We start from the raw sequence: 23219 nt of genomic DNA on the forward strand, positions 1-23219 counted from the left end.
TAGGTTGCAGGATTTCAGCAAGAATTTTTTTTGTAAATTTAATATATTTTTGAATTTAAAAGTAGAAATTAGATTAAAATAATTTATTTCGAATCCCACAGGTGTTCTAGAAATCAGTTTTTTTGACCACCTTTTTAATCATGGTATCAAGTTCTAACCCAGACTCTTTTAAACCATTAAATAGTGTCACCTCATCTTCAGTTAATTCTCTTCCATTTGTAAGGAGGTCTATAGATTCAAGAATACCTAGAATGCGAGCAAGAGGAGCTCTTATTTTATGAGATTGTGTCCAGGCAATATTTTGTAGCATTTTATTCTTTTGTTCCAATTCGTAAGCGTGCTTTTTTAAATTCAGGTTTAACTCGTTTAGTTTGGCCTGGGTTTTTTTCCTTTCTGTAACATCTTTTGCTACCGAATAGGTTAATCCATTACTGAATGACGGTGTAGCAGCCCAGCTTAACCAAACAATATCACCCGATTTAGTAATGTAACGGTTTTCAAAATTGTAAACGGGATGTCCGGAACTTAATATTCCGGCTTGATCCATCGTAGAATTTCGGTCCTCTGGATGTATAAAATTCATAAAACTCTGCGACAGCAATTCCTCTTCTGAGTAGCCTAAGATTTTAATGGTTGCGGGATTTACTCGTTTGAAGTAATTTCTTCCATCACTAATGGTGAGCATGTTCGGAGTTATATTAAAAGCATCATTAAATTCGATCTCCAAATTTTTACGCTTAATTTCTTTCCCCAAAAAATCTATAAGGTCTTTAAAAAGAGGTCTTTTATACTTTGATGGCTGAAGTTTTTTATCCGAAAGGAGTAATAAGACACCCTGTATTTCATCGTTGGCCATCAGTGGGATCCCCAAGGCATCTTGAAGCTTGGTTTGTTTTGCAATTTCCTTTCTTACGAACAAAGGGTTATTTTGAATATCGTTCAAATAATATGGTTTTTTTTTCTTTAAAATCTCCCCTTGAAAAGTCTTATGGAGTTCAATTTCAAAAATTGAATTTTGTAGTGCGAAATTTTCCCCTTTCTGATCCAGAAAAGCACTGGATATTAGCTCAAAATTTTTGCGACTATCATTAGTTATCCAAATTTCTCCGCATGAAAATTCCGTCATCCCAAGGATACTACTCAAAGAAGCGTCCAAAGCTTTTCCAAGTATTTCATATTCAGTAAAAAAAGAACCGATCTCGTTAAAAAGTTTTTGTGCATTTAATTTATTCACCTGTTCAGTTATATCACGTTCAATAGCGATCCAATGGGTATACCAACCGGTTTCGTCAGGTACAGGTACAACAGTAAAATTACACCAGAATTCTTCACCATTTTTTTTGTAGTTTATCGTAGTAACTTCGTGAGACTCCCATTTGCGTAAAGCTTCACCAAGTTTTGATAAAGCTTTAAAGTCTGATTTCGGACCTTGAAGAATTCTTGGGGATTTTCCTATCACATCTTCCGGGGTATACCCGGTCATCGTTGTAAAGGCTTCATTGACATAAATTATTTTCGGACCGGGGTCTTCGAATGGTTCGGCCTCTGTAATTAGAACCGCGTCCTTGGTATTTGTGATAACACTTTCTAAAAGTTTAAGGTGTTGCTGCTCTTTCTTCTTTTCAGTGACATCGTGCAATGTACCGTAAATGTTTATTATCTTATTTTCTTCATTTTTTATAGCGAATCCGTGTTCCTCAATATGTACGGTGTTACCTTCGGGGTTTAGAGTCCGGTAATTAATTTCAAAAGGTTTACCTAATTTAACACATTCACTTTTTGCTTTTCGAACCATCGCTTTATCCTCCTCAAAAACATTTTCCATCACCTCTTCAAAGGACTGATGTGTTGGTTTTTTTAAAAGATCAGAAAATCCTTTAGAAAATAAAAATTCCTTTGCAAGGACATCATAACTCCAACTGCCAATATTAGAGATGCGTTGCACTTCTTCCAAGTGCCACTTATTGCGTTTTAATATTTCTTCAGTTTTTTTCTGAGATGAAATATCAATATGCGCCCCTACCATGAATAAGGGCTTGTCATCTAACGACCACTCGGTAATAAACCCTGAAGAGTTGATCCATACATAATGACCGGCTTTATGAAACATTCTGAAGTTGATGTTGTAAAACTCTTTTATTTGTGAAAAACATTCCTGAATAGCATTTTCCGCGAGCTTTATGTCATCGGGGTGCACGAGGTTTGCCCACATATCGTAATTTATGGGTTCTAGTTCTTTTATAGTATAACCAACCATGGCAGCCCATTGGGGTGAGATCTCTAATGCCTCATGTTCTATGTTCCAAAACCAGCTAGCAGCCTGAGTAGATTCTATTATTTTTTTGCGTTTCAGGTTTTCATTAAATATATGTTTCTTTTCGCGCTTTAATTTTTCAATTCGAAGTTCATTAGTGTAACTCACACCGGCTTGCTTTAAAACAGCTTTTAAAAGCGTTTCAGTTCGCTTTGAATAGTTCTGAACAGAATCAAAGTAAATATAAAAAACCCCTACTAGGCTTTCCTTTAAACCTAAAAGAGGCATGCCAATAAAGGCCTTTAAGGAGTCTTTTTGTGTGTAAACTTTCTGGAAGTCTTTGTCCTGACCCAAATCGTTCCGAAGGATGAGTTTTTTGTTTTTTTCAACTGTGGTTAATAATTTGTTTAAGAGAGGCTGATTATCACATGCTTTAGGGTCAAGTGAATTCGTATCGGCGTATCCCTTATAAAAAACAGTATTTTTTGGTACGTTTAAAACAGACTTTAGGATATTTAAAGTATCTGTGATGGTGGGTGCTAGATCTGTCATGGAGAGGGAGAGGGTGTTATGCTATTAGGTATCTGTAAGGTATTAAATATTTTAATATCGGATACCTTTTAGTCTGAAAATAAATTAGACATCCGAATAAGAAGTAAATATTTAAAATCAAAACCCGACCAAAAATATAAGAACTGTAATAATCGTTATGTAACTTAAGTTGCTTTAAAAAATTTATTAGCAAGGAGTTACATTTTTGGTTACAAGACGATACTGATAATATTTTGGGTAAATCAACATATTAGAGTTTGCGGTATTAATTTTAAAATGACCATACTTTTTGTGAATTCCTAGTCTTTCTAAAATGAATGAGGGATGGTTCTTTTTCCTTTACGAATTAGTCCATTACGGTAGCATTCTTCATTTCGAATGCCTCAAGTAAATTATTGTAGTTTAGGATATTATAAATAAAACTTAAAGTTTTTGGATTTGAGTACCTTATGTAACATAAGTTACATTAAAGTTATTTTATAAGAGGTATCTATGCACCATTCAAAATTCTCATTAAGAATTTAAGTTAATAGCAATTTGACGCACTCAGGGAATCTTGTGTGCGTTTTTTTTAACTTGAAATGATCTGTTCCAGAATGTGTTCCACACCCTGTTCTGTATTGGTTTTCGTCATGTAGTTTGCTGTGGCCTTAACTTTAGGATGAGCATTACCCATGGCGAAACTATAGTCTGCCAATTTTAGCATATCAAGATCATTATTGTAATCTCCAAAAACAAGGGTTTGTGCTTTAGTAACACCTAAATTTTCTTGTAGCCTTTTTAAAGCGTAGCCTTTATTTGCTTCAGGATGGGAAATATCTACCCAATTCGCGCCGGAAACAACAACTTGTAGGTGGTCGTTCAAATGTTCTACCTTGGGATAAATGTATTTTTCTGATGATTCAAAATGGTAGGCGGCAATTTTTAAAAAGGCATCCTGAGAAACGGCTGATAGGTCGTCTACAATAGTAAATTCCGTATAATATTCTGATATTTTTGAAATAAACTCAGGCTCATCATTTTCAACATAAGCCGTGGTTTTTCCACACAATACCGGATAACAGTTGTCTACTTGACGCAGGGAACGAATAGCCTTAACCATATCATTTTGGGTGAGTTCCAATAATACTTCAGTTTTGTTTTGGTGCGTAATAATACTGCCGTTTTCGGCAATTATTGAAATATCTTTTAGAATAGGGTGGAGTTTCGTTTGAATGCTTTGCATCTGACGGCCACTTGCCGCAATAAAATGAATATTTTGCTGTTTCAATCTTTCAAATTGATTAAAAAAGCGGTTGCTTACTTCATGATTATCATTCAGTAAGGTTCCATCCATATCCGATACAATAAGCTTAATATTCGAGAAATTCATTATCATCTTATATTTGAATTGCAAAGATGCTAATTAAAAATAGGTACAGACAAATTTTATCAGAAATAATAGAGCAACTTCATTTAGTTATTGTTTTGTTGAATTAAAATATCTTATTTTAGCACAAAGGTACTTGGTAAGAATATATAATGTTCTCAGTGTATCATGAATTGAACGGTATGGTGACTTTAAAACAACTGGCAAAAGAGTTAAATGTTTCAATATCAACGGTTTCTAAAGCTTTAAATAACAGCGAAGAAATTGGGGAAGAAACAGTGAAGCGCGTCAAAGAATTGGCGGCCTTGTACAATTATAAACCCAATAAGATTGCACTAAGTTTAAAACAGAACAAAACCAAAACCATTGGGGTTATCATTCCTGATATTCTAAATCATTTTTTGTCAAAGGTGCTTTTCAGTATCGAACGTGAGGCTACAAAGCATGGGTATAATATTATAACTTGTATTTCAAACGAATCCTTAGATAAAGAAAAGGAAAGTTTGCAGCTCCTTGCAAATGGTAGTGTTGATGGGTTTATTTTATCGGTAGCCAAAGAAACCCAAGTTAAGAACGAAGTTGAACATTTTAAAAAGACCTTAAGTAGTGGTTTGCCTATTGTAATGTTCGATAGAGTGGCGCACGATGTGCTTTGTGACAAGGTTATTGTTGATGATTTTGAAGCGACCTATAATGCTACAAAACGCTTGATCAATGAAAAACGAAAGCATATAGCCTTTTTTAGTGATATTGATGATCTTAGTGTTGGAAAACTTCGTGAACGAGGCTATCGCAAAGCTTTAGAAGAAGTTGGTGTGCAAGAACCTTTGGTATTGAACTTAAAGAAAAAGGACGACCAGCAAAAAAAGATAAAACAGTTTTACAAAAAGTATAAAGGTATTGATGGCGTTATCTCCGCAGATAGTTCTTCCGGAGTTATAGCTATTAATATGGCTATTAACCTAGGTTTAAAGGTTCCAAAGGATATATCAGTCATTGGTTTTTCAAGTAAATCAGTAGCTAATCATTCGATTCCAAAGTTAACGACCATACGGCAGCATGCCAAAGAGATTGGAGCTAGTGCTGCACAGTTATTAATCCATCGTATGCAAATGGCACCTGATGAGGACGTTAAAACGAAAATTGTTAAAACAAGTTTGGTTCAAACAAAATCTGTTAAAAAGTAAAGTTTTCAACAAATTGTTAATAATATTATGCATTTCATCGTCGATTTGTGTATTTCAACGAGTTTTTATATCTTTGTCTCAATTGTAAGCTACATTAGCTAATCCTAATGGGCGCAAATTCCCCTCAGCTCATTTAGGAAAATTAATCCATTCAATTTTAGACCCTAAAAAGGTCAACTCCCTCAATACAAATTTTAAAAGAAATCTGTACACTTAGTCGTGTATTCGATTTTAAAGTTAATTATCCATTTTCCCTCATGCCTCGGTTCGAAAGAACCTGAGGCCAGACGTTTAACAAACTAGAAAATTTATAATAACCTTAAAATTGAACCGATTATGAAAGCCTTAAAAATTACCTTATCTGCACTTGTTATAGCTGCTTTATTTAGCTCATGTACCAAACAAGATCTTAATGAGAATGATATTTTACAAGATAACCAAACTATTACTGTATTTGATACAGGTGGCAATGGTGACAAGTAATCTTGTTTTATTAAAATAACGATTTAAACTCCTTATCATAATGTAGGGAGTTTTTTTATTCTATTTAAAAAATTATAAATACATTTGAGAGGCAAACAAATTGTTATTCCCTCTTGAAAAAGCTGTTATACTTTCTGGTACTTTTATTTGTTACAAATAATTTGTCGGCTCAGATTGACCAAAACCTACGGCTCATAGATTCCATTAAAAAAAATATTCTTCTAGAAAAAAGTATAGATTCAGTTTATTATGCTAACGCTCAAACTACAATAGGATACCTGTATCGGTCTATTCAAATGGGAGACAGTGCATATTATCACTATAAAAAAGCCGAAAAGATTTACCGAAATAGAAATGCCCAATTTAACTTAGCTGAGGTTCTCTATGCGTATGCCGTTCTTCAAAAAAATGAAAATGATTTTACAGCGAGTGAGTTATCAAGCGTAGAGACTTTAAAAATTCTTGATGGCCTAAAGGAAACAAATGAGGTTATTCAGTTAAAGTCCAATACTTATAATAGTTTGGGTCAGGTTTTTCAATTCCTTGAGCAATACAGTCAAGCCATTACATACTTCGAAAAATCAATAGCATTGGAGCGTTCTATTGATGGTTACGATCCAAAAAGTGTTGCAATAACCCAAAATAATTTAGGTTTAACCTATCAAAAAGCAGGGGATTATCAGGAAGCTTTAAAAATATTTACGGATATTTTGAATTCTGACGTTGTCGGAAAAGATAACCTGCAATATGTAACTTTACTAGACAACTATGCTTATACCAAATTTTTGTCTGGAGATACAACAGAGATTCCTGAACTATTTTTTAAAGCTTTGTCGATAAGTGATAGTATTAACCCTACTGGTGGCTATAAGGCAATTATAGTCAATCAGCATATTGCAGAGTACTATCAAAAAAAGGGAAAAAAGGACTCCACGATTCATTATGCACTTCAGGCAAAAATGATTGCTGAAAAATTTCATGCAGATGAGGTTTTAACATCTTTACGTCTTTTATCTGAAATTGAATCTGGAGATAGAGCCTTTTATTATTTGCAGCAATATGTTAAATTAAATGACAGTATACAAAAAACTGAACGTCTTGTACGAAATAAAACCGCACGAATACGTTATGAAACTAAAGAAAAGGAACAGCAATTGGCCGAGGTTTCTAAAGAACGAAGATGGTTAATCTTTATTTCGATCGGGGTGATGCTGACCTCTATTTTAATTTATATTGTGATCACACAACGCAATAAAAATAAAGAACTCAAATTCATTCAGGAACAACAAGAGGCCAATGAAGAGATCTACAACCTCATGCTTAACCAAAGTGATAATATTGAAGAGGCTCGTGTTATGGAAAAGAAACGTATATCAGAAGAATTGCACGATGGGGTTTTGGGCCGTTTGTTTGGTGCGCGGCTGAGTCTGGATAGCCTAAATATGAACAACTCACCGGAAGCTATAAAAACACGGGGGCAATATATTGAATCGCTAAAAACAATCGAACAAGATATCCGGAAAGTATCGCACGAGTTGAATGCCGATTTTGTATCCGGCGGAGGGTTTAAAGATATTATTAAAACACTGTTAGAAACTCAATGTCTCGCATATGGTTTAAAATATTCCTTTGTGCACGATGATGACATTGATTGGGATGGTGTTCCAAATAAAACGAAAATACATTTTTACCGGATCATTCAGGAATCCCTTCAAAATATTTATAAGCATGCCAATGCCACTGAGGTGAAACTCCAAATAACCCGTGAGAGTGATAAAATTTTACTAATTTTAAGCGATAATGGTGACGGTTTTGATGTGAATAAAGCGAAATCAGGCATTGGTCTGAAAAATATGAAATCCAGAATAAAGGAAATAGAGGGATCCATAACCTTAGCGTCTCAGTTGGGTGAAGGAACCTCAGTAACTATTGAAGCTCCAAAAAACTAAGATTAGTACATGACAGAAACCATAAAAATTCTGATGATCGATGATCATCCCATGATTATTGAAGGGTATCAAAATACCTTACTATACACAAAAAAAGCCCATCAAGAATTAAAAATTGATATTGCTAATAATTGTGATGAGGCTATTAGGTTTATGAATAAATCTGTTGATTTAGACTATCCTTATGACATGCTTTTTGTAGATATAAGCTTGCCCCCGTCAAGTGATGGGTCTATGAGCTCAGGGGAAGATCTTGCAGAGTATGCACGTCAGTATTTACCAAAGGCAAAAATTATTATTCTTACTATGTTTAGTGAATCGTTTCGAATTCATAATATCATTAAAAATATCGACCCCGAAGGGTTTCTGATTAAGAGTGATCTTACTTCAAATGAACTCGCCAGTGCGTTTCAGGCCGTATTGCATAATCCTCCTTTTTACAGTGGAACGGTGAATAGCCATATTCGTAAAACCATCGTAAGCGATGTTGTCATTGATGACAAGAATAGAAAAATACTTTACCTCTTATCGCAGGGTATTAAAACTAAAAACCTGGCCTCGCATTTGGATATTTCTTTAAGTGCCGTTGAAAAACGAAAAAAACAACTTAAAGAACTCTTCGATATTCAGGATGGCCAAGACGAAACGCTACTTGAAGAAGCTCGTAAAAAAGGGTTTGTATAATATTAAGATTTTTACCGAGAAGTGGGGGTTTATGTTAAAAAATGGATAAAATACATTTTTTTATGAGTGCGGAGCTCCCATTATAGTAGAGTTCTACAGCTTAACCGTAATACTGTTGCGGTTTTTCCACAGTTCAAAAAGATAGGTAATGTTTATATTTGATGTATCAACACTTCAAAATTAATTAATCCCTCAATTTTTTTTGTTGATAATAGCAATTTACATAAAATCCCGGGGAGGTGAGAGAACCCCGGGATTTCTTCTTTTTATACCGAAAATAAAGTGTCTTTATAATCCCAGATTTTACTTAGGAACAAGCCTAAATAAATAACCGCAACTACTAATTTTATAAAGGTAGAAGCCAGAAATCCTATTAAGGAACCCACGGCCGATTTAAAGGCGATCCTGGAGTTCGGAGCGTGCATCATTTCCCCGACGAAGGCGCCAATAAAAGGCCCTATTATAATGCCTCCGGGAATTGGAGCCAGAAGGCCAATAACTAGGCCAATGGATGTAGCAATCATACCTGCACGCGTGCCGCCAAACCGTTTAGAACCCACGGCTGGGATGATATAATCCAGAATGAAAATCGCTATAGCAATGATGAAGGTGATGATGATAAACGTTAGGTTCATGGGAACAGCTTTTGTTAAGTGCAATATTAACAGACCGATCCAACTTAACGGAGGCCCCGGTAAAATAGGTGCCAAACTGCCAATTAAACCTAATATCATAAATAAGGCGGCAATACAAACAAGGAAGATATCCACAGGTAAGGGTTTAAAGTTACTTATAAGACTAAAATAAATCAATTATCAATACAAACTTATAATCCGTTTAAATATTAAATTTTAAGTTCGGTTTTATTTTTTATGGCCGTATAGAAACTAAAAAAATTGTACTTTTCGGTATTGGAACGTTTTATGAAGCAACTTTACTTAGGTATTTTAGTTTTATCCCTAACATCGTGTAAATATTTCGATGTGAAAAAAACATCTTCAGAAGCCATTTTAAAAGAAAAATTAGAAACTTTTAACTGGAATGATGTCGATGAATATCCGTCCTTTTCATTTTGCGATTCTTTAATTGAAAAACAAGCCGTTAAAAGCTGTTTTGAAAATTATATCACTAAAAATATTTTGAACTTTTTAGAGAACGAGAAATTAGTGGTTACCAGAGATGTTAATGATACCATCGCTCTGAATTTTCAAATATCAGATACAGGTGAAATAGTCCTCTCAGATTTTGATGTTGATTCTGTCACGGCTCAAGAAATTCCAGAGATCAAATCCCTGATCCAAAAGAGTATTGGGGCTTTACCCAAAATATATCCGGCTACCAAACAAGGCCAGCAGGTAAAAACAAAGTTTGAGCTGCCTTTGGTTATCCATGTAGAATAAATGCGATTTCAAATAGTTTATGCTAACAAGCATAGCCTGACAAACCAAAAAGAATTGCTTAGTTTTGTTAGAACCTAAACCCCAATATACCTGCAAATCTTAAACGATTATGACATTTAAAATTTTTGATATTCGAATTCCTGCTTTTATATTGTTTACTATAATTTTTTTCGCTTCCCCGGAAGCGCAAACTGATAAAAGTACCTTGAAAGCGCAAATTGCTGTTGGACTGAACCAGCCATCGGTCTCAGGATTTGTTTCTGGTTTTGAGGCGAAACCCGTAAATTTTCCAACCATAAATTTAGGCTTGCAATATCAGTTCAGTTCGATGTTGGGCGCTAAATTCGATCTGGGTTATAACCGCTTTTCTAATAAAGAGAATACTCGTGATTTTAAAGTGAATGCCACACGCCTCAATTTACAACTGGTTTACGACGCCTCACAGGTGTTTAACCAAAATCGATTTGGGCTGTTCTTGCATGCCGGACCGGGAATCACTATGATTAAACCCTTGGGAAATTTCCCGGAGAATAAAACATCCTATTTTAATATCATAGGAGGTGCGGAGTTTCATTATGGCTTGTCAGATACCATGTCTGTGTTTTTAGACGCGTCCTACATCGCGGGATTTGCTAAGGATTTCGATCCCATCACTTCAGGATATGGGTCGTTCAATGGTAATTTAACTACGGTTTCTATCGGACTGTCATTTTCATTAAGTGGCTGTTATTTTTGTGAACAACGATGAGTAAAGAAAAGATCATATTAGGGATCGATCCCGGGACGACTATTATGGGTTTTGGCCTGATCAAGGTGGAAAATAAATCCATGACATTTCTTCAATTAAATGAACTCGACCTCAGAAAATATAAGGATCATTATCTCAAATTAAAACTTATTTTCGAGCGTACTGTGGAACTCATCGATACTTTCAACCCCGATGAAATTGCCATCGAAGCACCATTTTTTGGTAAAAACGTACAAAGTATGCTCAAGTTAGGAAGGGCGCAAGGAGTGGCTATGGCTGCCGGATTAAGCAGGGAAGTACCCATTACCGAATATTTACCAAAAAAAATAAAAATGGCAATTACCGGGAATGGTAATGCCAGTAAGGAGCAGGTAGCTAAAATGCTACAAAGTTTATTGAACTTAAAAACCTTACCCAAGAACCTGGATGCCACTGATGGTTTAGCAGCTGCAGTGTGTCATTTTTACAATGCCGGAAAGCCTGAAATTGGAAAAAGTTATTCCGGCTGGGATGCTTTTGTGAAGCAAAATCCTAAAAAAATAGGATAACCTGATCGCGTATGGCCGGCATTTATATTCATATTCCGTTCTGTAAGCAAGCTTGCTTTTATTGTGATTTTCACTTCTCAACCTCATTAAAGAAGAAAGAGGCCTTGCTCGGGGCCTTGGTGAAAGAATTAGAATTACGACGTGATATTTTCGAAAACGTTCCGATAGAGACCATTTATTTTGGTGGAGGAACTCCTTCTTTATTATCGCAAAGGGAAATAGAACATCTTATCAATACCGTTTACCAAAACTATCAGGTTTCAATCAACCCGGAAATAACGCTGGAAGCCAACCCGGACGATCTTACTACTTCAAAATTAAAAGATCTTTCTAAAAGTCCTGTGAATCGTTTGAGCATTGGTGTACAATCCTTTTTTGAGCACGATCTAAAGCTTATGAATCGCGCGCACAATACTACAGAGGCGAAGCAATGTTTAGAAGAAGCTACTAAGTATTTCGAGAATATTTCATTAGATCTCATCTATGGTATTCCTGATGCTTCCAATGCGCAATGGGAACAAAACATTGAAACGGCTTTGGCTTTCAATATTCCTCATATTTCCAGCTATGCATTAACGGTGGAACCAAATACGGCATTGGCTTCCTTCATTAAAAAAGGCCTTATAAAAAATGTGGATGATGCCCAAAGTCAGGAACAATTTCATATCTTAATAGCACTATTAGAGTCAGCCGGTTTTGTGCATTATGAAACCTCAAACTTTGGTAAACCGAATTTTTTTAGTCGGAATAACACCGCCTATTGGCAAGGAAAGTCTTTTTTAGGAATTGGACCTTCGGCGCATTCTTTTTACGATAATCAACGTACCTGGAATGTTCGGAATAATTCGAAATATATAAACAGTTTAGAGGAAGGCGTTTTGCCGATGGAGGTGGAAACCTTAACAAAAACAGATACCTATAATGAGTATATTATGACGGGCCTACGCACCATTTGGGGAGTCTCTTTGGAAAAAGTACTTACTGATTTTGGACCCATGTATAAAACGTATCTTTTAAACCAGGCAGAAAAATACATAGATCAGGGTTTGATATATGTAAAAGAAGATACGTTACTGGCCACTAATGAAGGAAAATTTTTAACCGACGGCATCGCTGCAGATCTGTTTAAACTCAATTTATAATGCAAGCTAAAATACAGTACAATTCAAAACAATATACCATCGACCTGGCAAAGCCCTTGGATATTTCTATACCATTACGGGCTTCAAAAACCAATGTTAATGCGTGGTATATTGATCCCCCGCGTATTGAAGCTGTGGTTGATGGTGAATGGGTAGCGAAGGTTTCTGAAGGTGCGAGCGTGAATTTTAATGATATCCATTTTAACCCACACGGACATGGCACCCATACCGAATGTGTCGGACATATTGTTGATGAAGTTCACTCTATCAATCAAAATTTAAAACAGTTCTTTTTTTTGGCGGAAGTCATCACTGTGGCACCAGAAAAGTATATGAAAGACCGTGCCATTTCGCCGAAACAATTAAAATTAGCCCTGGGCAATAAAAAGCGCGATGCTGTTATTATCAGAACCATTCCAAATACGAATGATAAATTATCGCGACAATATTCGCACACCAACTGGCCTTATTTCTTGAAAGACACCATTGATTATCTCGTAAAAAAGGGCGTTAAGCATTTACTGGTTGATTTACCTAGCATAGATCGTGAAGAAGATGGTGGTGAATTGGTGGGCCATAATGCCTTTTGGAACACCTCCGGGAAATTGCGTATGGATGCCACCATAACTGAAATGATTTTTGTACCGAATACCGTAAAGGACGGCACCTATTTTTTGAATCTTCAAATTGCGCCGTTTGAAAATGATGCCACTCCAAGTAAACCCGTGTTGTATAAAATTGAATCCTAAACAGTAGGCTTTTTTGAATAAGTATGAATATCGAAGATTATCGCAATTATTGCCTGGGTAAAAAGGAGGTTACCGAACACTTTCCTTTTGATAATGATACACTAGTTTTTAAAGTCCTTAATAAAATGTTTGCATTGGCTTCTTTAAAAGAATGGGAAGCCGGCACCGGTTTTATTAATTTAAAGTGCGATCCTGAGTATGCTGTCGAACTTCGTGAACGCTATGAGAGCATTAAACCGGGTTGGCATATGAATAAGCAGCAGTGGAACAGTGTTTATATACATCAGGGAGAATTATCTGCTGATTTTATAAGGTCACTTATCGATCATTCTTATGACATGGTGGTAAAAAGTCTTCCTAAAAAGCAACAACAAAAAGTACTGTAATAACAGCTTTAAAATATTAAAATGAGTTTATTAGAAGCATTAAAAGAAATAAGTAATAATAGTTGTGAGCTTTGCGGAGCCCAAAATAAGTTAGAAATATATCAGGTTCCTCCTGTATCTACGGGAGGCGTTGATGGTAGTTTGTTGGCTTGCCAAACCTGTATCGATCAGATTAATGATCCTGAAAAAACAGATCCACACCATTGGGGTTGTTTAAATGACAGTATGTGGAGTGAATATGGGGCTGTTAAAGTAGTGGCCTGGCGGATGCTTTCCCGACTCAAAAAAGAAGGTTGGTCCCAAGACCTTCTAGATATGATGTATTTAGAAGATAACCTGTTAAGTTTTGCTAAAGCCATAGGTGAAGGTCAGGAGAATGGCGTCCCTACAGGGGTTGAGGTTAGCCCTTCGATGCAGCATGGTGGACCGTATCCGGCGTCTACCGATTCCAGATTTACGGCTGTTGGTACCAATGCGATCAAGCGTTGGGTGCGCCCGGTGAGCTATCAGTCATTTCCTCAGGAATTATTGCCTGAGACACTTAAAACAAATGCGTAATACATGAGCAGAAACACTTTTGTTTGTATTGATGCCCATACCTGTGGCAATCCTGTTCGGGTTATAAAAAGTGGTGGTCCGAAGCTTATGGGAAACTCCATGAGCGAAAAGCGGCAACATTTTTTAAAAGAATTCGACTGGATCCGAAAAGGGTTGATGTTCGAACCTCGCGGGCATGATATGATGAGCGGAAGCATTTTATATCCGCCACACGATCCTGAAAATGACTTTTCGATATTGTTTATTGAAACCTCGGGTTGTTTACCCATGTGCGGTCACGGGACGATCGGTACCATCACCATTGCTATTGAAGAAGGTCTTGTTACACCTAAAATTCCTGGAAAAATAAAAATGGAAACTCCTGCCGGTTTGGTACATATAACCTATCAACAAACCGGTAAAAAAGTAGATTGGGTAAAACTTACCAATGTAAAAAGTTATCTCGCTGCTGAAAATTTAACCATAGACTGTCCCGAGTTAGGGGAACTCTATTTTGATGTCGCCTACGGCGGAAATTTTTATGCCATTGTTGATCCTCAAAAGAATTTTTCGGGAGTTCACAACTTCTCAGCCGGAACAATTATTCAATATTCTCAGGTCGTTAGACAGCGGATTAATGAGAAATACCCGGATTATTTTATTCATCCGGAGGATCCTACGATCAGAAATGTGACGCATTTGCTTTGGACAGGAATGCCTATAGACCCGACGTCGTCCGGGCGTAATGCAGTGTTCTACGGAGATAAAGCAATAGACCGTAGTCCGTGTGGTACGGGAACCTCCGCAGTCATGGCGCAGCGTCATGCCAAGGGAACCTTAAAAAAAGGGGAGCCTTTTATACACGAAAGCTTTATAGGTAGTAAATTTATAGGGTGTATTGAGGCGGAGACGGAATTCGGTGGCAAACCTGCTATCATTCCGAGTATTCAGGGTTGGGCAAAAATCTATGGTTATAACACCATAATTATAGATTCTGAGGACGATCCATATGCACACGGCTTTCAGGTAATTTAGTTTTTATGGAAAAAAACATTGTAATAATAGGCGGAGGTATCATTGGTTTAAGCACGGCTTACTTTCTTCAAAAAGAAGGGCATCAGGTTACGGTGGTCGACAAATCCAATTTTAGTTCCGGAGCGTCTTATGTAAACGCAGGATATATAACACCGAGTCATTTTATCCCTTTGGCATCACCGGGTATTATGAGTAAAGGGTTGAAATGGATGATGAATCCGGCAAGTCCGTTTTATATGAAACCACGCCTGAATGCTGATTTTTTAAAATGGGTTTGGGCCTTCAAGAATTCGGCCACCAAAAAAAATGTTGAAAAAGGCATTGTGCCTTTAAAAGACATCAATCTGTTAAGTCGTGAACTGTATGAGGCCATGAAAGCTTCGGGTGATTTTAGTTTTCATTACGAATGTAAAGGGCTTCTAATGTATTATAAAACTGATAAAGCGGGTGAAAAGGAATGGCAGGTGGGACAGCGCGGTATTGACGAAGGTTTGCAGGTGGAACATCTTTCGGGCGAAGCCTTGAAAGCTATTGAACCCCATGTAACATTGGACGTTAAAGGTGCGGTGTATTATTATGACGATGCCCATACCACACCAACCAATTTTATGCCCCAAATGGTTCACTATTTAAAAGCAAACAATGTGACCATTCTGGCTAATGAGACAGTGACGGACCTTGAAGTCTCTAATAAGACCATCAAGAAAGTGAAAACAAATACACGTGAACTCACTGCGGATAGTGTGGTGTTGGCGGCTGGTACTTGGAGCCCCATGCTTTCTAAAAAACTAGGACTTAGTCTGAAAGTTGAAGCTGGAAAAGGCTATCGGATCAATGTGGAGCGCCAGACCGGCATTAGTATTCCGTCTGTACTCTGTGAAGCTAAGGTTGCTGTAACGCCTATGGAAGGTTTTACTCGTTTTGCCGGCACTATGGAAATAGGAGGGATTAATCAAAATCTCAATCCTGTAAGGGTAAATGCGATAGCTATGGCAGCAGAAAATTATTTCCCGGACCTTAAAATAACCGCTGAAGAAAAGGCTCAGGCTGCTTGTGGATTGCGACCGCTATCTCCCGATGGTTTGCCTTATATTGGAAAAAGCAAGGTTTGCGATAATATGATAATCGCTACGGGTCATGCTATGATGGGGTGGAGTTTAGGTCCGGCTACTGGGAAATTGGTTTCAGAAATTATAGCAAACAAAAAATCATCCTTAGATTTGTCTCCGTTCCATCCGGACAGAACTTTTTAAAATACACAATATGAAAACGTACGGCATTGGTGGTTCTACACCCGAAGCTGAATTGGGAGCTATTCAGCCTAAAGCCCACCTTGTAGAGCCTATTCAGAAATCAGAATTTCAATCGCGTATCCAAAAAGCGGCTAAACTGTTACGGGATAATAAAGTTCCCGCTATGTATTTGCATGCCGGTACCAATTTGTATTATTTCACAGGTACGCGCTGGAAGACTTCTGAGCGCATGGTAGGTGCATTACTTTTTGAGGATGGGTCCGTGGAATATATAGCGCCTTATTTCGAAATTGGTACTGTTCTGGATTTCATGTTAGTAGAGGGACCTGTTCATGGCTGGGAAGAACACGAAAGTCCGTATGCTTTATTTTCTAAAGTTTTAAATGCGCGGGGTATTGAAGGAGGCAAAATCTATATGGATGAAGCCACACCGTTCTTTATTTCGAATGGCATTTTAGAATTGAATAACGGTCTAAAGTTTATTGATGCTAAACCTATTACAGCGGGATGCAGGATGAATAAATCTGAAGCAGAGCTGGCTATAATGCAATTGGCTATGGATATTACGCTAGAAGTACAACAAGCAGCGGCTCGCATTATGCAACCCGGGATTACAAGTGAAACAGTAACGCAGTTCATTCATGAGGCTCATAAACGCTATGGTGCCAAAGAGGAGGGCTCTTATTTTTGTATCGTCCTTTTTGGCGTTGATTTCTCTTTTCCGCATGGCGTGAAAAAACCAAAAGCACTCGAGGAGAATGAGGTAGTCCTAGTCGATACCGGTTGTCAGATCCACGATTATATTTCAGATATTACCAGGACTTATGTTTACGGTCAGGCTAACGAGCTTCAAAAACGGATTTGGAACATTGAAAAAGAAGCACAACAAGTGGCTTTTCAAGCGGCGACTTTAGGTGCCGAATGCGGTAGTATTGACATTGCAGTTAGAAAATACCTTGAATCTCAGGGATTAGGTCCTGACTATAAATTACCAGGTCTTCCGCATCGTACAGGTCATGGTATTGGTTTGGATATACACGAATGGCCGTATTTAGTAAAAAGTGAAAAGACTAAATTAGAACCCGGGATGTGTATAAGCAACGAACCAATGATTTGTGTTGCGGATAAATTCGGTATTCGTCTGGAGGATCATATTTACATGACCGAACAAGGACCGAAATGGTTCACCAAACCAGCCCACAGTATCGAAGATCCCTTTAGATTGAGTTTGAAATAAACTAGTTGTTCAACTCGCGGCTATCTAAACGCATAGCCAGCATATACTTTTTAAAACCAGCCTTTACGTAAGCATTTATTGCAGGAATATTTTCCGGATAGACATCCAGCCGAATTTCATAAACCTCACGTTCCTTACACCACGCAATTAAGGCGTCAATAATAGTCTTGTTGAAGCCTTGCCCACGATGTTCTTCGGGAACGAACATAAAACCTAAATAACCTTGGTATTGATGTTTTAAATAATGTCGGTCGGGTAGAATTCTGGCGTAACCTGAAGCCACTAGTTCGCCATTCAATTCACCTACCAAAAGCACGGAATTGTCATCGGTAATCAGGCTTTTTAAATTGTAGTAATGAATATCACCTTCCTGAATGGTTGGATTGAAAGGACGCTCGGCTTTAATAACACCTTGCTCAAAGTCCAACAGCGTGGGGATATCCTCTAAGGTCGCTTGTCGAATTTGTAGTGTCATACCTTAACTGGAAGTGTCAGCGATAATTTTCCAATCGCCATCGATTTTTTTGAAGACCAGCATAAAAATACCATCGGCGTTACCGACTTCCCGTTTCAAATGATATTCGCCTAAAACAAAATAAGCGTCGACTGAGATCTTCGAAATATCATTGATCCTGAAACTTAGGGTGCCTGTGTGATCTTCAGTGGGATAGGCTTTTTTATAACGTTCCAGAGTAGCATTCCAACCTGTGGTTACCCCATTGGCACCATAGAATTTTAAAGAGTCGCTTTTCCAGTACCCTTCCATAAATTCTTCGATATTATTTTTAGACCAGGCTAATCGCTGTTCTTTCAATACTTTTTGAATGGCTTTTTTATCAGCCTCCTCATTTTGGGCGGAGCTTCCAAAAGCTATCATGAGGCAAAGGATAATAATAAGTTTTTTCATTTAAATTATTTTGTTTGGAAAGATAACATAAAATCTTCATTCAGTATTTTTCGTAGATAAAAAATGAGTTCCTCCGCATTGTTTTGATTGAAAACCAGAGGTGGTTTGATCTTTAAAACATTGTGATCGGGACCGTCTGAACTCATTAAAATACCGAAATCTTTCATACGATTGATAAGGTAATCTGTGTGTTCCGGTAGTGGGTTTAACCGGTCGTTTGTTAACTCGATTCCGAGGAACAAGCCTTGCCCACGCACATCTCCGATAATAGGAAAGTCCTTCGCTAACTTCATAAGTTCTCCTTTTAGGAATGAACCTATCTGCAAAGCATTTACCTGCAGATTTTCACGTTTTATAGTTTTTAATACCTCTAATCCAATGGCGCCGGAAACCGGGTTTCCACCGAATGTGTTAAAATATTCCATGCCATTAGCGAATGCTTCAGCTACCTTTTGCGTGCAGGCTACAGCGCCTACCGGGTGACCGTTACCCAGTGGTTTCCCCATGGTTACAATATCAGGAACAACATCATATAACTCGAAACCCCAAAAGGTACTTCCCATTCTTCCACAACCGGTTTGGACTTCGTCTGAAATACATAAAGCACCTGCATTTCGAATCTCTTGATATGTTATATTTAAAAACCCTTCCGGAAGTTCAATTTGCCCCCCACAGCTAATAATGGGTTCAACAATAAAGGCTGCGGGCTTACGGCCTTTTTCTTTAATGGTCTCTAGGCATTTTTTCACCTCGCTGACATAAGATTTTCCGGCATTCGTATCCCTATATTTTCCTCTAAAGGAATCCGGTAAAGGAAAAATATGAGTATGTTCGGGTTTCCCGTGTCCACCTTTACCATCAAATTTATAGGAGCTAATATCCACACATAAATTGGTATTGCCGTGATACCCCACTTCTGAGGCAATAACATCTTTTTGGTTGGTAAAAGCTTTTGCCATGCGAATAGCGAGTTCATTAGCTTCACTACCGGAATTCACAAAATGGATCACACTGAGTTCTGGCGGCAAAGTTTCTAAAAGTGCTTCAGCATATTGATTTATAATATCGTGTAAATAACGGGTGTTAGTATTAAGAACAGCCATTTGTTGCTGCCCTGCTTTAACTACGGCAGGATGCTCGTGCCCTACATGAGCGACATTATTTATGGTATCTAAATATTTTCGGCCTGAAGGGTCCATTAAAAATGCTCCGGAGCCACGAACGATCTTTAGCGGCTTACGGTAAGACAGGCTTAAGCTTTTACCTAAATGCTTTTTTCTGAACGCCATGAGGTCATCATCAGAAGGAACCGATTTAGGTTGAAGGGCTTTGTCTTTAAAAAGTAAATTAGGATCCGGACAAATACTTTTCCAAATGTTGATTTGATTAGCATAGGCTACACCCGGAAAATCAATGGTGTATTCCAGTAGGGATAACATGATCTGAAAATGCAAATGAGGCGCCCAACAGCCGTTCTCCTCAGGATTTCCCAAGGCACCAATTTTTGAACCTGCTTTGATCGTATCACCAATATTCAAATTTTCAACGCTGGCTATAGATAAATGACCATATAATGTATAGAATTCGAAACCTTTCTCTATGTGTTTCAAAACGATCAATCCGCCATATTCCTTGTATCCTGCATCGTTTTTGGCGATGACTACAACGCCATCAAATAAGGCATTAACCGGCGTTTGCTCGGGGAGCCAATAATCGATACCCAGGTGGATGGTGCGACTTTCACGACCGTAATTACCTATTTTATCATAGGAAGTTGACGTGTAAAGCGGACGTGGTTCTAAGTAGCCACCTACGATGATTTTTTCAGGGTTTTCTTTTTGAAGTGTGTCTATTTTATATTGAAAAAAGTCCAGATCGTTGAAATTGGATTCGTGACCGACCCAGGTGCTCGATACACTCAAATCGAGAAGACAGGCGCCCGAATTTGGGGTTTCTGGAAAGAGTTGCTCTAGATCGAATTTTTGTGTTTCAGCCCAGGTTTTGAAGGCTGTTTCTTGCGGATGTGGATGGATACCACACGCTGCACGAAAACTGTAATAAGCAAAATCCGGAATAACCGATCTCCAAATTTTTAGAAGGTTCCAGGCGTCAGATTCACTGACAAGCAAATAATCATTTTCAGGATCTTTTTCTTTGGCTATAGCCGAATTAGTTACCGAAACCACCAAACGCATGGCGATACAATTATACAAGTGTTGTAATTCTTCATCTTTTAAAGGAAAAGCCTCGTGATATCCTTTAATAACTGGTAGAGCAGCTTCAAGCGGATCCGGATGATCCATTATAGCATAAGTACAGGTAATGGCGACATCATTGATGATCTGCGAGTAAATGGTATCCCCAAAATCAATGATCCCGCTAACCTTTGGTTGAATAAGATTAGAGGTCACGACGATATTATGGTCGTTCAGATCATTATGTACCACACTTTTCCGCAATTTTGAATAATCGTTTTGAAGCAACTCAAAAGAATTTTGAAAATGAATGATCAGCTCTTGTTCTTCCTTGGAAAATAAATTAAGGTATTCTTTGGTCCATAAGGCTTGAGCAATATCCCATGCGAATTCGTAACGCGCTTTTGGGTGTTCAAAAGTTTGAAGCATTTCAGTAATGCGACCTGCGGCAAGGCCCAATCCATAGCGTAAGTCTTTCGATTGCGGATTCATGGAATGCCACATTCTACCAGGTACCCAGCTTAATAAACGCATGTAGCGATCATTTCCAGCGTCATCTTTAAAAACACTTAAGGCTTTACCCTCGGTATTCAGGATGCATTCTGGAATTTTAAAATCTTTTTGTTGACCTTCCAAATGCTGTAATACGGCATTTTGATACTCTAAAGTAGTTTGAGATTCGGTTGTGCCTCCAATTTTAAGGACGTAAAGTTCGCCATCTTCTGTACTTACTTTAAAATTAATATCCTGGTAACTTACCAGAGGGGATAAAGTGGCTTGTATGTTATAAAATTTAAAAAGCAGGTTTTTAACTTCCTCTTGTGTAAACTGAACTTGGGTTGGGATATGCATGTCTAATTAGAACAGATTGATTGTGGTAAAAATAAATAAAAGTGATTTCAAAAAGGCTGTTTATCGATAATATTGACATCGAAATTTTTTTCAACCAATTTAGGTTTCGATTTATCGAAAACATCTAAGAAATCGTTCAAATTGTGGTAATTTTAGTTCAGAATCAGATTATTAGCCTTCCTAAGATTTTATTTTTTTAACCCATTAAAATAAAAAAAATGAATTTGAGAATTACCAATTGTAACAACTTCTTTAAAATTAAAGGCCATCTGAATCGTGAAACACTAGCCGTTTTTCAAGCTGAGTTTGATCATGTTCTGGAACGTTTCAATGCCTTCACTATTAGTATTGAAGACCTTGAAGCTATGGATCGCTATGGTGTGGAAGCTATTGCAGCGTTGCATAACGAAGCTGTTGCTCAGCACAAATCTATGTCGATCATTGGATTCGGCAGTAAGGATCTTTACGATCATTTTAAATCGGAGGTAGCCGCTTAAATTTTTAAAATACCGATTTTTGCTTATTATAAAAGGCATCAGCCTGGAGTTTTAATATCTCCTTGGCCTTTTTATGCTTATAATCGTAAACTTCAACATCCGATTCGAGGTCTGTATACAAGCGTTGGTTAATCACCGTATCGGTCTGTAGCATACCTTCACGTGCCGTTTTGTTTTGCGTGATATGTGTTTTAATTGCGAGCTCTTCATCGTCCAATTTATAGTCGTAAGCGCCTTTTGGTGCCAATAGTTTGGCCATGATCGGAGCAGTTTCTACGGCTAGAAATAACAGAAAGATAAAAAATGAGGGTAACCAAGGTAGCTTTCCTAAAGCTCTGATACGGGCCATGAGACCATCAAAATTATCAATAACAGGTTGCGTTTCGCCTACCTGATTGGTATAATCCGTTTTGAGTTGCTCGATACGTGATTCAAGGGCCTTGATCTTTTCTGAATTTTCTTGTTTCAGGGCTGTAAACTCTGTAAGAGCAACATCATGTTTATCTCGTTTTTCCTTGTACACGGGACCTTTTCCTAAAAGTTTAGTGCCGGTGCGGCCTTCGGCTTCGCCGATATAAACATCATACAGGTTATTTACTTCAGTCTCTTTCGTTTTTAAGGCGTTATTAAGATCTGTGATTTCCTGCTCCAAAGCTGTTATTTCAGGCGAGTATTGTTCTAATATCTGATTTTGATTTGCCAGGGTGAGATCGTTCTTTTCTTCCAGTAGTATCTGGTTGATCTCTTTTTCAAAAATCTTTAGCTCTAAAGGTTTTGAGATTACCACTGCGATAATGATCGCCAGAATAATTCGGGGTGTCGCCTGAAGGAACTCACTTTTAAAACGCCCAGTCTTTTTGATGGTCGACACAATAAAGCGGTCGAGGTTAAATATGAGCATGCCCCATATGATTCCAAAGAAAATAGCGATCCAAATATTGTCGAATACAGTATTTAAGGCATAGGCTGCCGCGATAAAGGCCATGAGCGCTGTAAAGAACACGCTGGCTCCAATACCAACGTATTTATTTTGTTCCCCGGGACTGCAGTCTTCTAAAATTTTGGCATCGGCTCCTGAGCAAAGGATAAAGAATTGCTTTAACATGATATGATTGTTTTTTGATTGATTGTTTATTAGAACGCAAAAATCATTCAAATGTTACATCACAAAGCAAAAAACATCCATTTGAAATTCGGGTTCTAAATGACTGATTTACTGTAACAAGTGTTACACTCCAAACCCTGCTTTATCTGT

Annotated in this window: 22 protein-coding genes; 15 read left to right on the forward strand and 7 right to left on the reverse strand. The window is 37.6% G+C overall.

Annotated elements, in window-relative coordinates; genetic code table 11:
- Positions 1-106 precede the first annotated feature (106 nt).
- Both V8G61_RS01725 and V8G61_RS01730 read right to left on the reverse strand, forming a co-directional pair.
- The gene (locus tag V8G61_RS01725) at positions 107-2806 is read right to left on the reverse strand and encodes a PAS domain S-box protein (protein WP_394873700.1); all 2700 of its coding nucleotides are present in this window, start codon (positions 2804-2806) and stop codon (positions 107-109) included.
- Between the two features lie 571 nt (positions 2807-3377).
- Positions 3378-4178: an HAD family hydrolase gene (locus V8G61_RS01730; protein ID WP_394873701.1), complete on the reverse strand. Its 801-nt coding sequence runs from the start codon at positions 4176-4178 to the stop codon at positions 3378-3380.
- Positions 4179-4327: 149 nt separating this feature from the next.
- Between V8G61_RS01730 and V8G61_RS01735 the strand changes: the two genes are divergently transcribed.
- The 4 genes from V8G61_RS01735 to V8G61_RS01750 all read left to right on the forward strand — a co-directional run bounded on the left by V8G61_RS01735 (position 4328) and on the right by V8G61_RS01750 (position 8478).
- Positions 4328-5362 carry a LacI family DNA-binding transcriptional regulator gene (locus V8G61_RS01735; RefSeq protein WP_394873702.1) on the forward strand — a complete coding sequence of 345 codons (1035 nt, stop codon included), beginning with the start codon at positions 4328-4330 and terminating at the stop codon, positions 5360-5362.
- A 336-nt stretch (positions 5363-5698) separates the two neighbouring features.
- Positions 5699-5845, forward strand: a complete 147-nt coding sequence (locus tag V8G61_RS01740) for a hypothetical protein (RefSeq protein WP_394873703.1) — start codon at positions 5699-5701, stop codon at positions 5843-5845.
- Between the two features lie 113 nt (positions 5846-5958).
- The gene (locus tag V8G61_RS01745; protein WP_394873704.1) at positions 5959-7794 is read left to right on the forward strand and encodes a sensor histidine kinase; all 1836 of its coding nucleotides are present in this window, start codon (positions 5959-5961) and stop codon (positions 7792-7794) included.
- A 9-nt stretch (positions 7795-7803) separates the two neighbouring features.
- Complete coding sequence (locus tag V8G61_RS01750; RefSeq protein ID WP_394873705.1) at positions 7804-8478, forward strand: response regulator; 675 nt, start codon at positions 7804-7806, stop codon at positions 8476-8478.
- Between the two features lie 266 nt (positions 8479-8744).
- Here V8G61_RS01750 and V8G61_RS01755 read toward each other — a convergent pair whose 3' ends face one another.
- Positions 8745-9248 carry a DUF456 domain-containing protein gene (locus V8G61_RS01755; protein WP_394873706.1) on the reverse strand — a complete coding sequence of 168 codons (504 nt, stop codon included), beginning with the start codon at positions 9246-9248 and terminating at the stop codon, positions 8745-8747.
- Positions 9249-9461: 213 nt separating this feature from the next.
- Here V8G61_RS01755 and V8G61_RS01760 point away from each other — a divergent pair, with 213 nt between their 5' ends.
- From V8G61_RS01760 to V8G61_RS01805, 10 genes are all read left to right on the forward strand, one after another.
- On the forward strand, positions 9462-9878 hold the full coding sequence (locus V8G61_RS01760; RefSeq protein ID WP_394873707.1) for a hypothetical protein: 417 nt from the start codon (positions 9462-9464) through the stop codon (positions 9876-9878).
- Positions 9879-9987: 109 nt separating this feature from the next.
- Positions 9988-10626, forward strand: a complete 639-nt coding sequence (locus V8G61_RS01765) for an outer membrane beta-barrel protein (protein WP_394873708.1) — start codon at positions 9988-9990, stop codon at positions 10624-10626.
- Positions 10623-11174, forward strand: coding sequence for a crossover junction endodeoxyribonuclease RuvC (ruvC, locus tag V8G61_RS01770; protein WP_394873709.1), 552 nt, complete (start codon positions 10623-10625; stop codon positions 11172-11174). The genes V8G61_RS01765 and ruvC overlap by 4 nt, the downstream gene beginning before the upstream one ends.
- Positions 11175-11185: 11 nt before the next feature.
- Entirely contained in the window at positions 11186-12316 is a 1131-nt protein-coding gene (hemW, locus tag V8G61_RS01775) for a radical SAM family heme chaperone HemW (RefSeq protein WP_394873710.1), read from the forward strand.
- Positions 12316-13065 carry a cyclase family protein gene (locus tag V8G61_RS01780; RefSeq protein ID WP_394873711.1) on the forward strand — a complete coding sequence of 250 codons (750 nt, stop codon included), beginning with the start codon at positions 12316-12318 and terminating at the stop codon, positions 13063-13065. The genes hemW and V8G61_RS01780 overlap by 1 nt, the downstream gene beginning before the upstream one ends.
- A gap of 23 nt (positions 13066-13088) precedes the next feature.
- On the forward strand, positions 13089-13451 hold the full coding sequence (locus V8G61_RS01785; protein WP_394873712.1) for an MmcQ/YjbR family DNA-binding protein: 363 nt from the start codon (positions 13089-13091) through the stop codon (positions 13449-13451).
- 21 nt (positions 13452-13472) lie between these two features.
- A complete protein-coding gene (locus tag V8G61_RS01790) occupies positions 13473-14009 on the forward strand; it encodes a hypothetical protein (protein WP_394873713.1) in 537 nt (178 codons plus the stop codon).
- A gap of 3 nt (positions 14010-14012) precedes the next feature.
- On the forward strand, positions 14013-15023 hold the full coding sequence (locus V8G61_RS01795; RefSeq protein ID WP_394873714.1) for a 4-hydroxyproline epimerase: 1011 nt from the start codon (positions 14013-14015) through the stop codon (positions 15021-15023).
- Positions 15024-15028: 5 nt separating this feature from the next.
- On the forward strand, positions 15029-16276 hold the full coding sequence (locus V8G61_RS01800; protein ID WP_394873715.1) for an NAD(P)/FAD-dependent oxidoreductase: 1248 nt from the start codon (positions 15029-15031) through the stop codon (positions 16274-16276).
- Between the two features lie 10 nt (positions 16277-16286).
- Positions 16287-17513, forward strand: coding sequence for a M24 family metallopeptidase (locus tag V8G61_RS01805; protein ID WP_394873716.1), 1227 nt, complete (start codon positions 16287-16289; stop codon positions 17511-17513).
- A 1-nt stretch (position 17514) separates the two neighbouring features.
- On the opposite strand, the gene V8G61_RS01810 is transcribed toward V8G61_RS01805, so the two are convergent.
- The 3 genes from V8G61_RS01810 to V8G61_RS01820 are packed head-to-tail and all read right to left on the reverse strand — an operon-like array spanning position 17515 to position 21467.
- Positions 17515-17988: a GNAT family N-acetyltransferase gene (locus tag V8G61_RS01810; RefSeq protein WP_394873717.1), complete on the reverse strand. Its 474-nt coding sequence runs from the start codon at positions 17986-17988 to the stop codon at positions 17515-17517.
- 3 nt (positions 17989-17991) lie between these two features.
- Complete coding sequence (locus V8G61_RS01815) at positions 17992-18420, reverse strand: YybH family protein (RefSeq protein WP_394873718.1); 429 nt, start codon at positions 18418-18420, stop codon at positions 17992-17994.
- Positions 18421-18425: 5 nt separating this feature from the next.
- Positions 18426-21467, reverse strand: a complete 3042-nt coding sequence (locus tag V8G61_RS01820) for an aminotransferase class III-fold pyridoxal phosphate-dependent enzyme (protein ID WP_394873719.1) — start codon at positions 21465-21467, stop codon at positions 18426-18428.
- Positions 21468-21685: 218 nt separating this feature from the next.
- Here V8G61_RS01820 and V8G61_RS01825 point away from each other — a divergent pair, with 218 nt between their 5' ends.
- Positions 21686-21964: a hypothetical protein gene (locus V8G61_RS01825; RefSeq protein WP_394873720.1), complete on the forward strand. Its 279-nt coding sequence runs from the start codon at positions 21686-21688 to the stop codon at positions 21962-21964.
- Between the two features lie 4 nt (positions 21965-21968).
- Here V8G61_RS01825 and V8G61_RS01830 read toward each other — a convergent pair whose 3' ends face one another.
- Entirely contained in the window at positions 21969-23069 is a 1101-nt protein-coding gene (locus V8G61_RS01830; protein ID WP_394873721.1) for a DUF4407 domain-containing protein, read from the reverse strand.
- Positions 23070-23219: the final 150 nt, after the last annotated feature.

It is taken from the genome of Gaetbulibacter sp. M240 (genome assembly GCF_043876815.1).
In the GTDB taxonomy this organism is placed as follows: Bacteria; Bacteroidota; Bacteroidia; order Flavobacteriales; family Flavobacteriaceae; genus Gaetbulibacter_A.

Excerpts from the sequence above, each read along its gene's own strand:
- V8G61_RS01725 (WP_394873700.1), bottom strand. The coding sequence starts at position 2,806 with ATGACAGATCTAGCACCCACCATCACAGATACTTTAAATATCCTAAAG.
- V8G61_RS01730 (WP_394873701.1), bottom strand. The coding sequence starts at position 4,178 with ATGAATTTCTCGAATATTAAGCTTATTGTATCGGATATGGATGGAACC.
- V8G61_RS01735 (WP_394873702.1), top strand. The coding sequence starts at position 4,328 with ATGTTCTCAGTGTATCATGAATTGAACGGTATGGTGACTTTAAAACAA.
- V8G61_RS01740 (WP_394873703.1), top strand. The coding sequence starts at position 5,699 with ATGAAAGCCTTAAAAATTACCTTATCTGCACTTGTTATAGCTGCTTTA.
- V8G61_RS01750 (WP_394873705.1), top strand. The coding sequence starts at position 7,804 with ATGACAGAAACCATAAAAATTCTGATGATCGATGATCATCCCATGATT.
- V8G61_RS01765 (WP_394873708.1), top strand. The coding sequence starts at position 9,988 with ATGACATTTAAAATTTTTGATATTCGAATTCCTGCTTTTATATTGTTT.
- ruvC (WP_394873709.1), top strand. The coding sequence starts at position 10,623 with ATGAGTAAAGAAAAGATCATATTAGGGATCGATCCCGGGACGACTATT.
- hemW (WP_394873710.1), top strand. The coding sequence starts at position 11,186 with ATGGCCGGCATTTATATTCATATTCCGTTCTGTAAGCAAGCTTGCTTT.
- V8G61_RS01780 (WP_394873711.1), top strand. The coding sequence starts at position 12,316 with ATGCAAGCTAAAATACAGTACAATTCAAAACAATATACCATCGACCTG.
- V8G61_RS01785 (WP_394873712.1), top strand. The coding sequence starts at position 13,089 with ATGAATATCGAAGATTATCGCAATTATTGCCTGGGTAAAAAGGAGGTT.
- V8G61_RS01790 (WP_394873713.1), top strand. The coding sequence starts at position 13,473 with ATGAGTTTATTAGAAGCATTAAAAGAAATAAGTAATAATAGTTGTGAG.
- V8G61_RS01795 (WP_394873714.1), top strand. The coding sequence starts at position 14,013 with ATGAGCAGAAACACTTTTGTTTGTATTGATGCCCATACCTGTGGCAAT.
- V8G61_RS01800 (WP_394873715.1), top strand. The coding sequence starts at position 15,029 with ATGGAAAAAAACATTGTAATAATAGGCGGAGGTATCATTGGTTTAAGC.
- V8G61_RS01805 (WP_394873716.1), top strand. The coding sequence starts at position 16,287 with ATGAAAACGTACGGCATTGGTGGTTCTACACCCGAAGCTGAATTGGGA.
- V8G61_RS01810 (WP_394873717.1), bottom strand. The coding sequence starts at position 17,988 with ATGACACTACAAATTCGACAAGCGACCTTAGAGGATATCCCCACGCTG.
- V8G61_RS01815 (WP_394873718.1), bottom strand. The coding sequence starts at position 18,420 with ATGAAAAAACTTATTATTATCCTTTGCCTCATGATAGCTTTTGGAAGC.
- V8G61_RS01820 (WP_394873719.1), bottom strand. The coding sequence starts at position 21,467 with ATGCATATCCCAACCCAAGTTCAGTTTACACAAGAGGAAGTTAAAAAC.
- V8G61_RS01825 (WP_394873720.1), top strand. The coding sequence starts at position 21,686 with ATGAATTTGAGAATTACCAATTGTAACAACTTCTTTAAAATTAAAGGC.
- V8G61_RS01830 (WP_394873721.1), bottom strand. The coding sequence starts at position 23,069 with ATGTTAAAGCAATTCTTTATCCTTTGCTCAGGAGCCGATGCCAAAATT.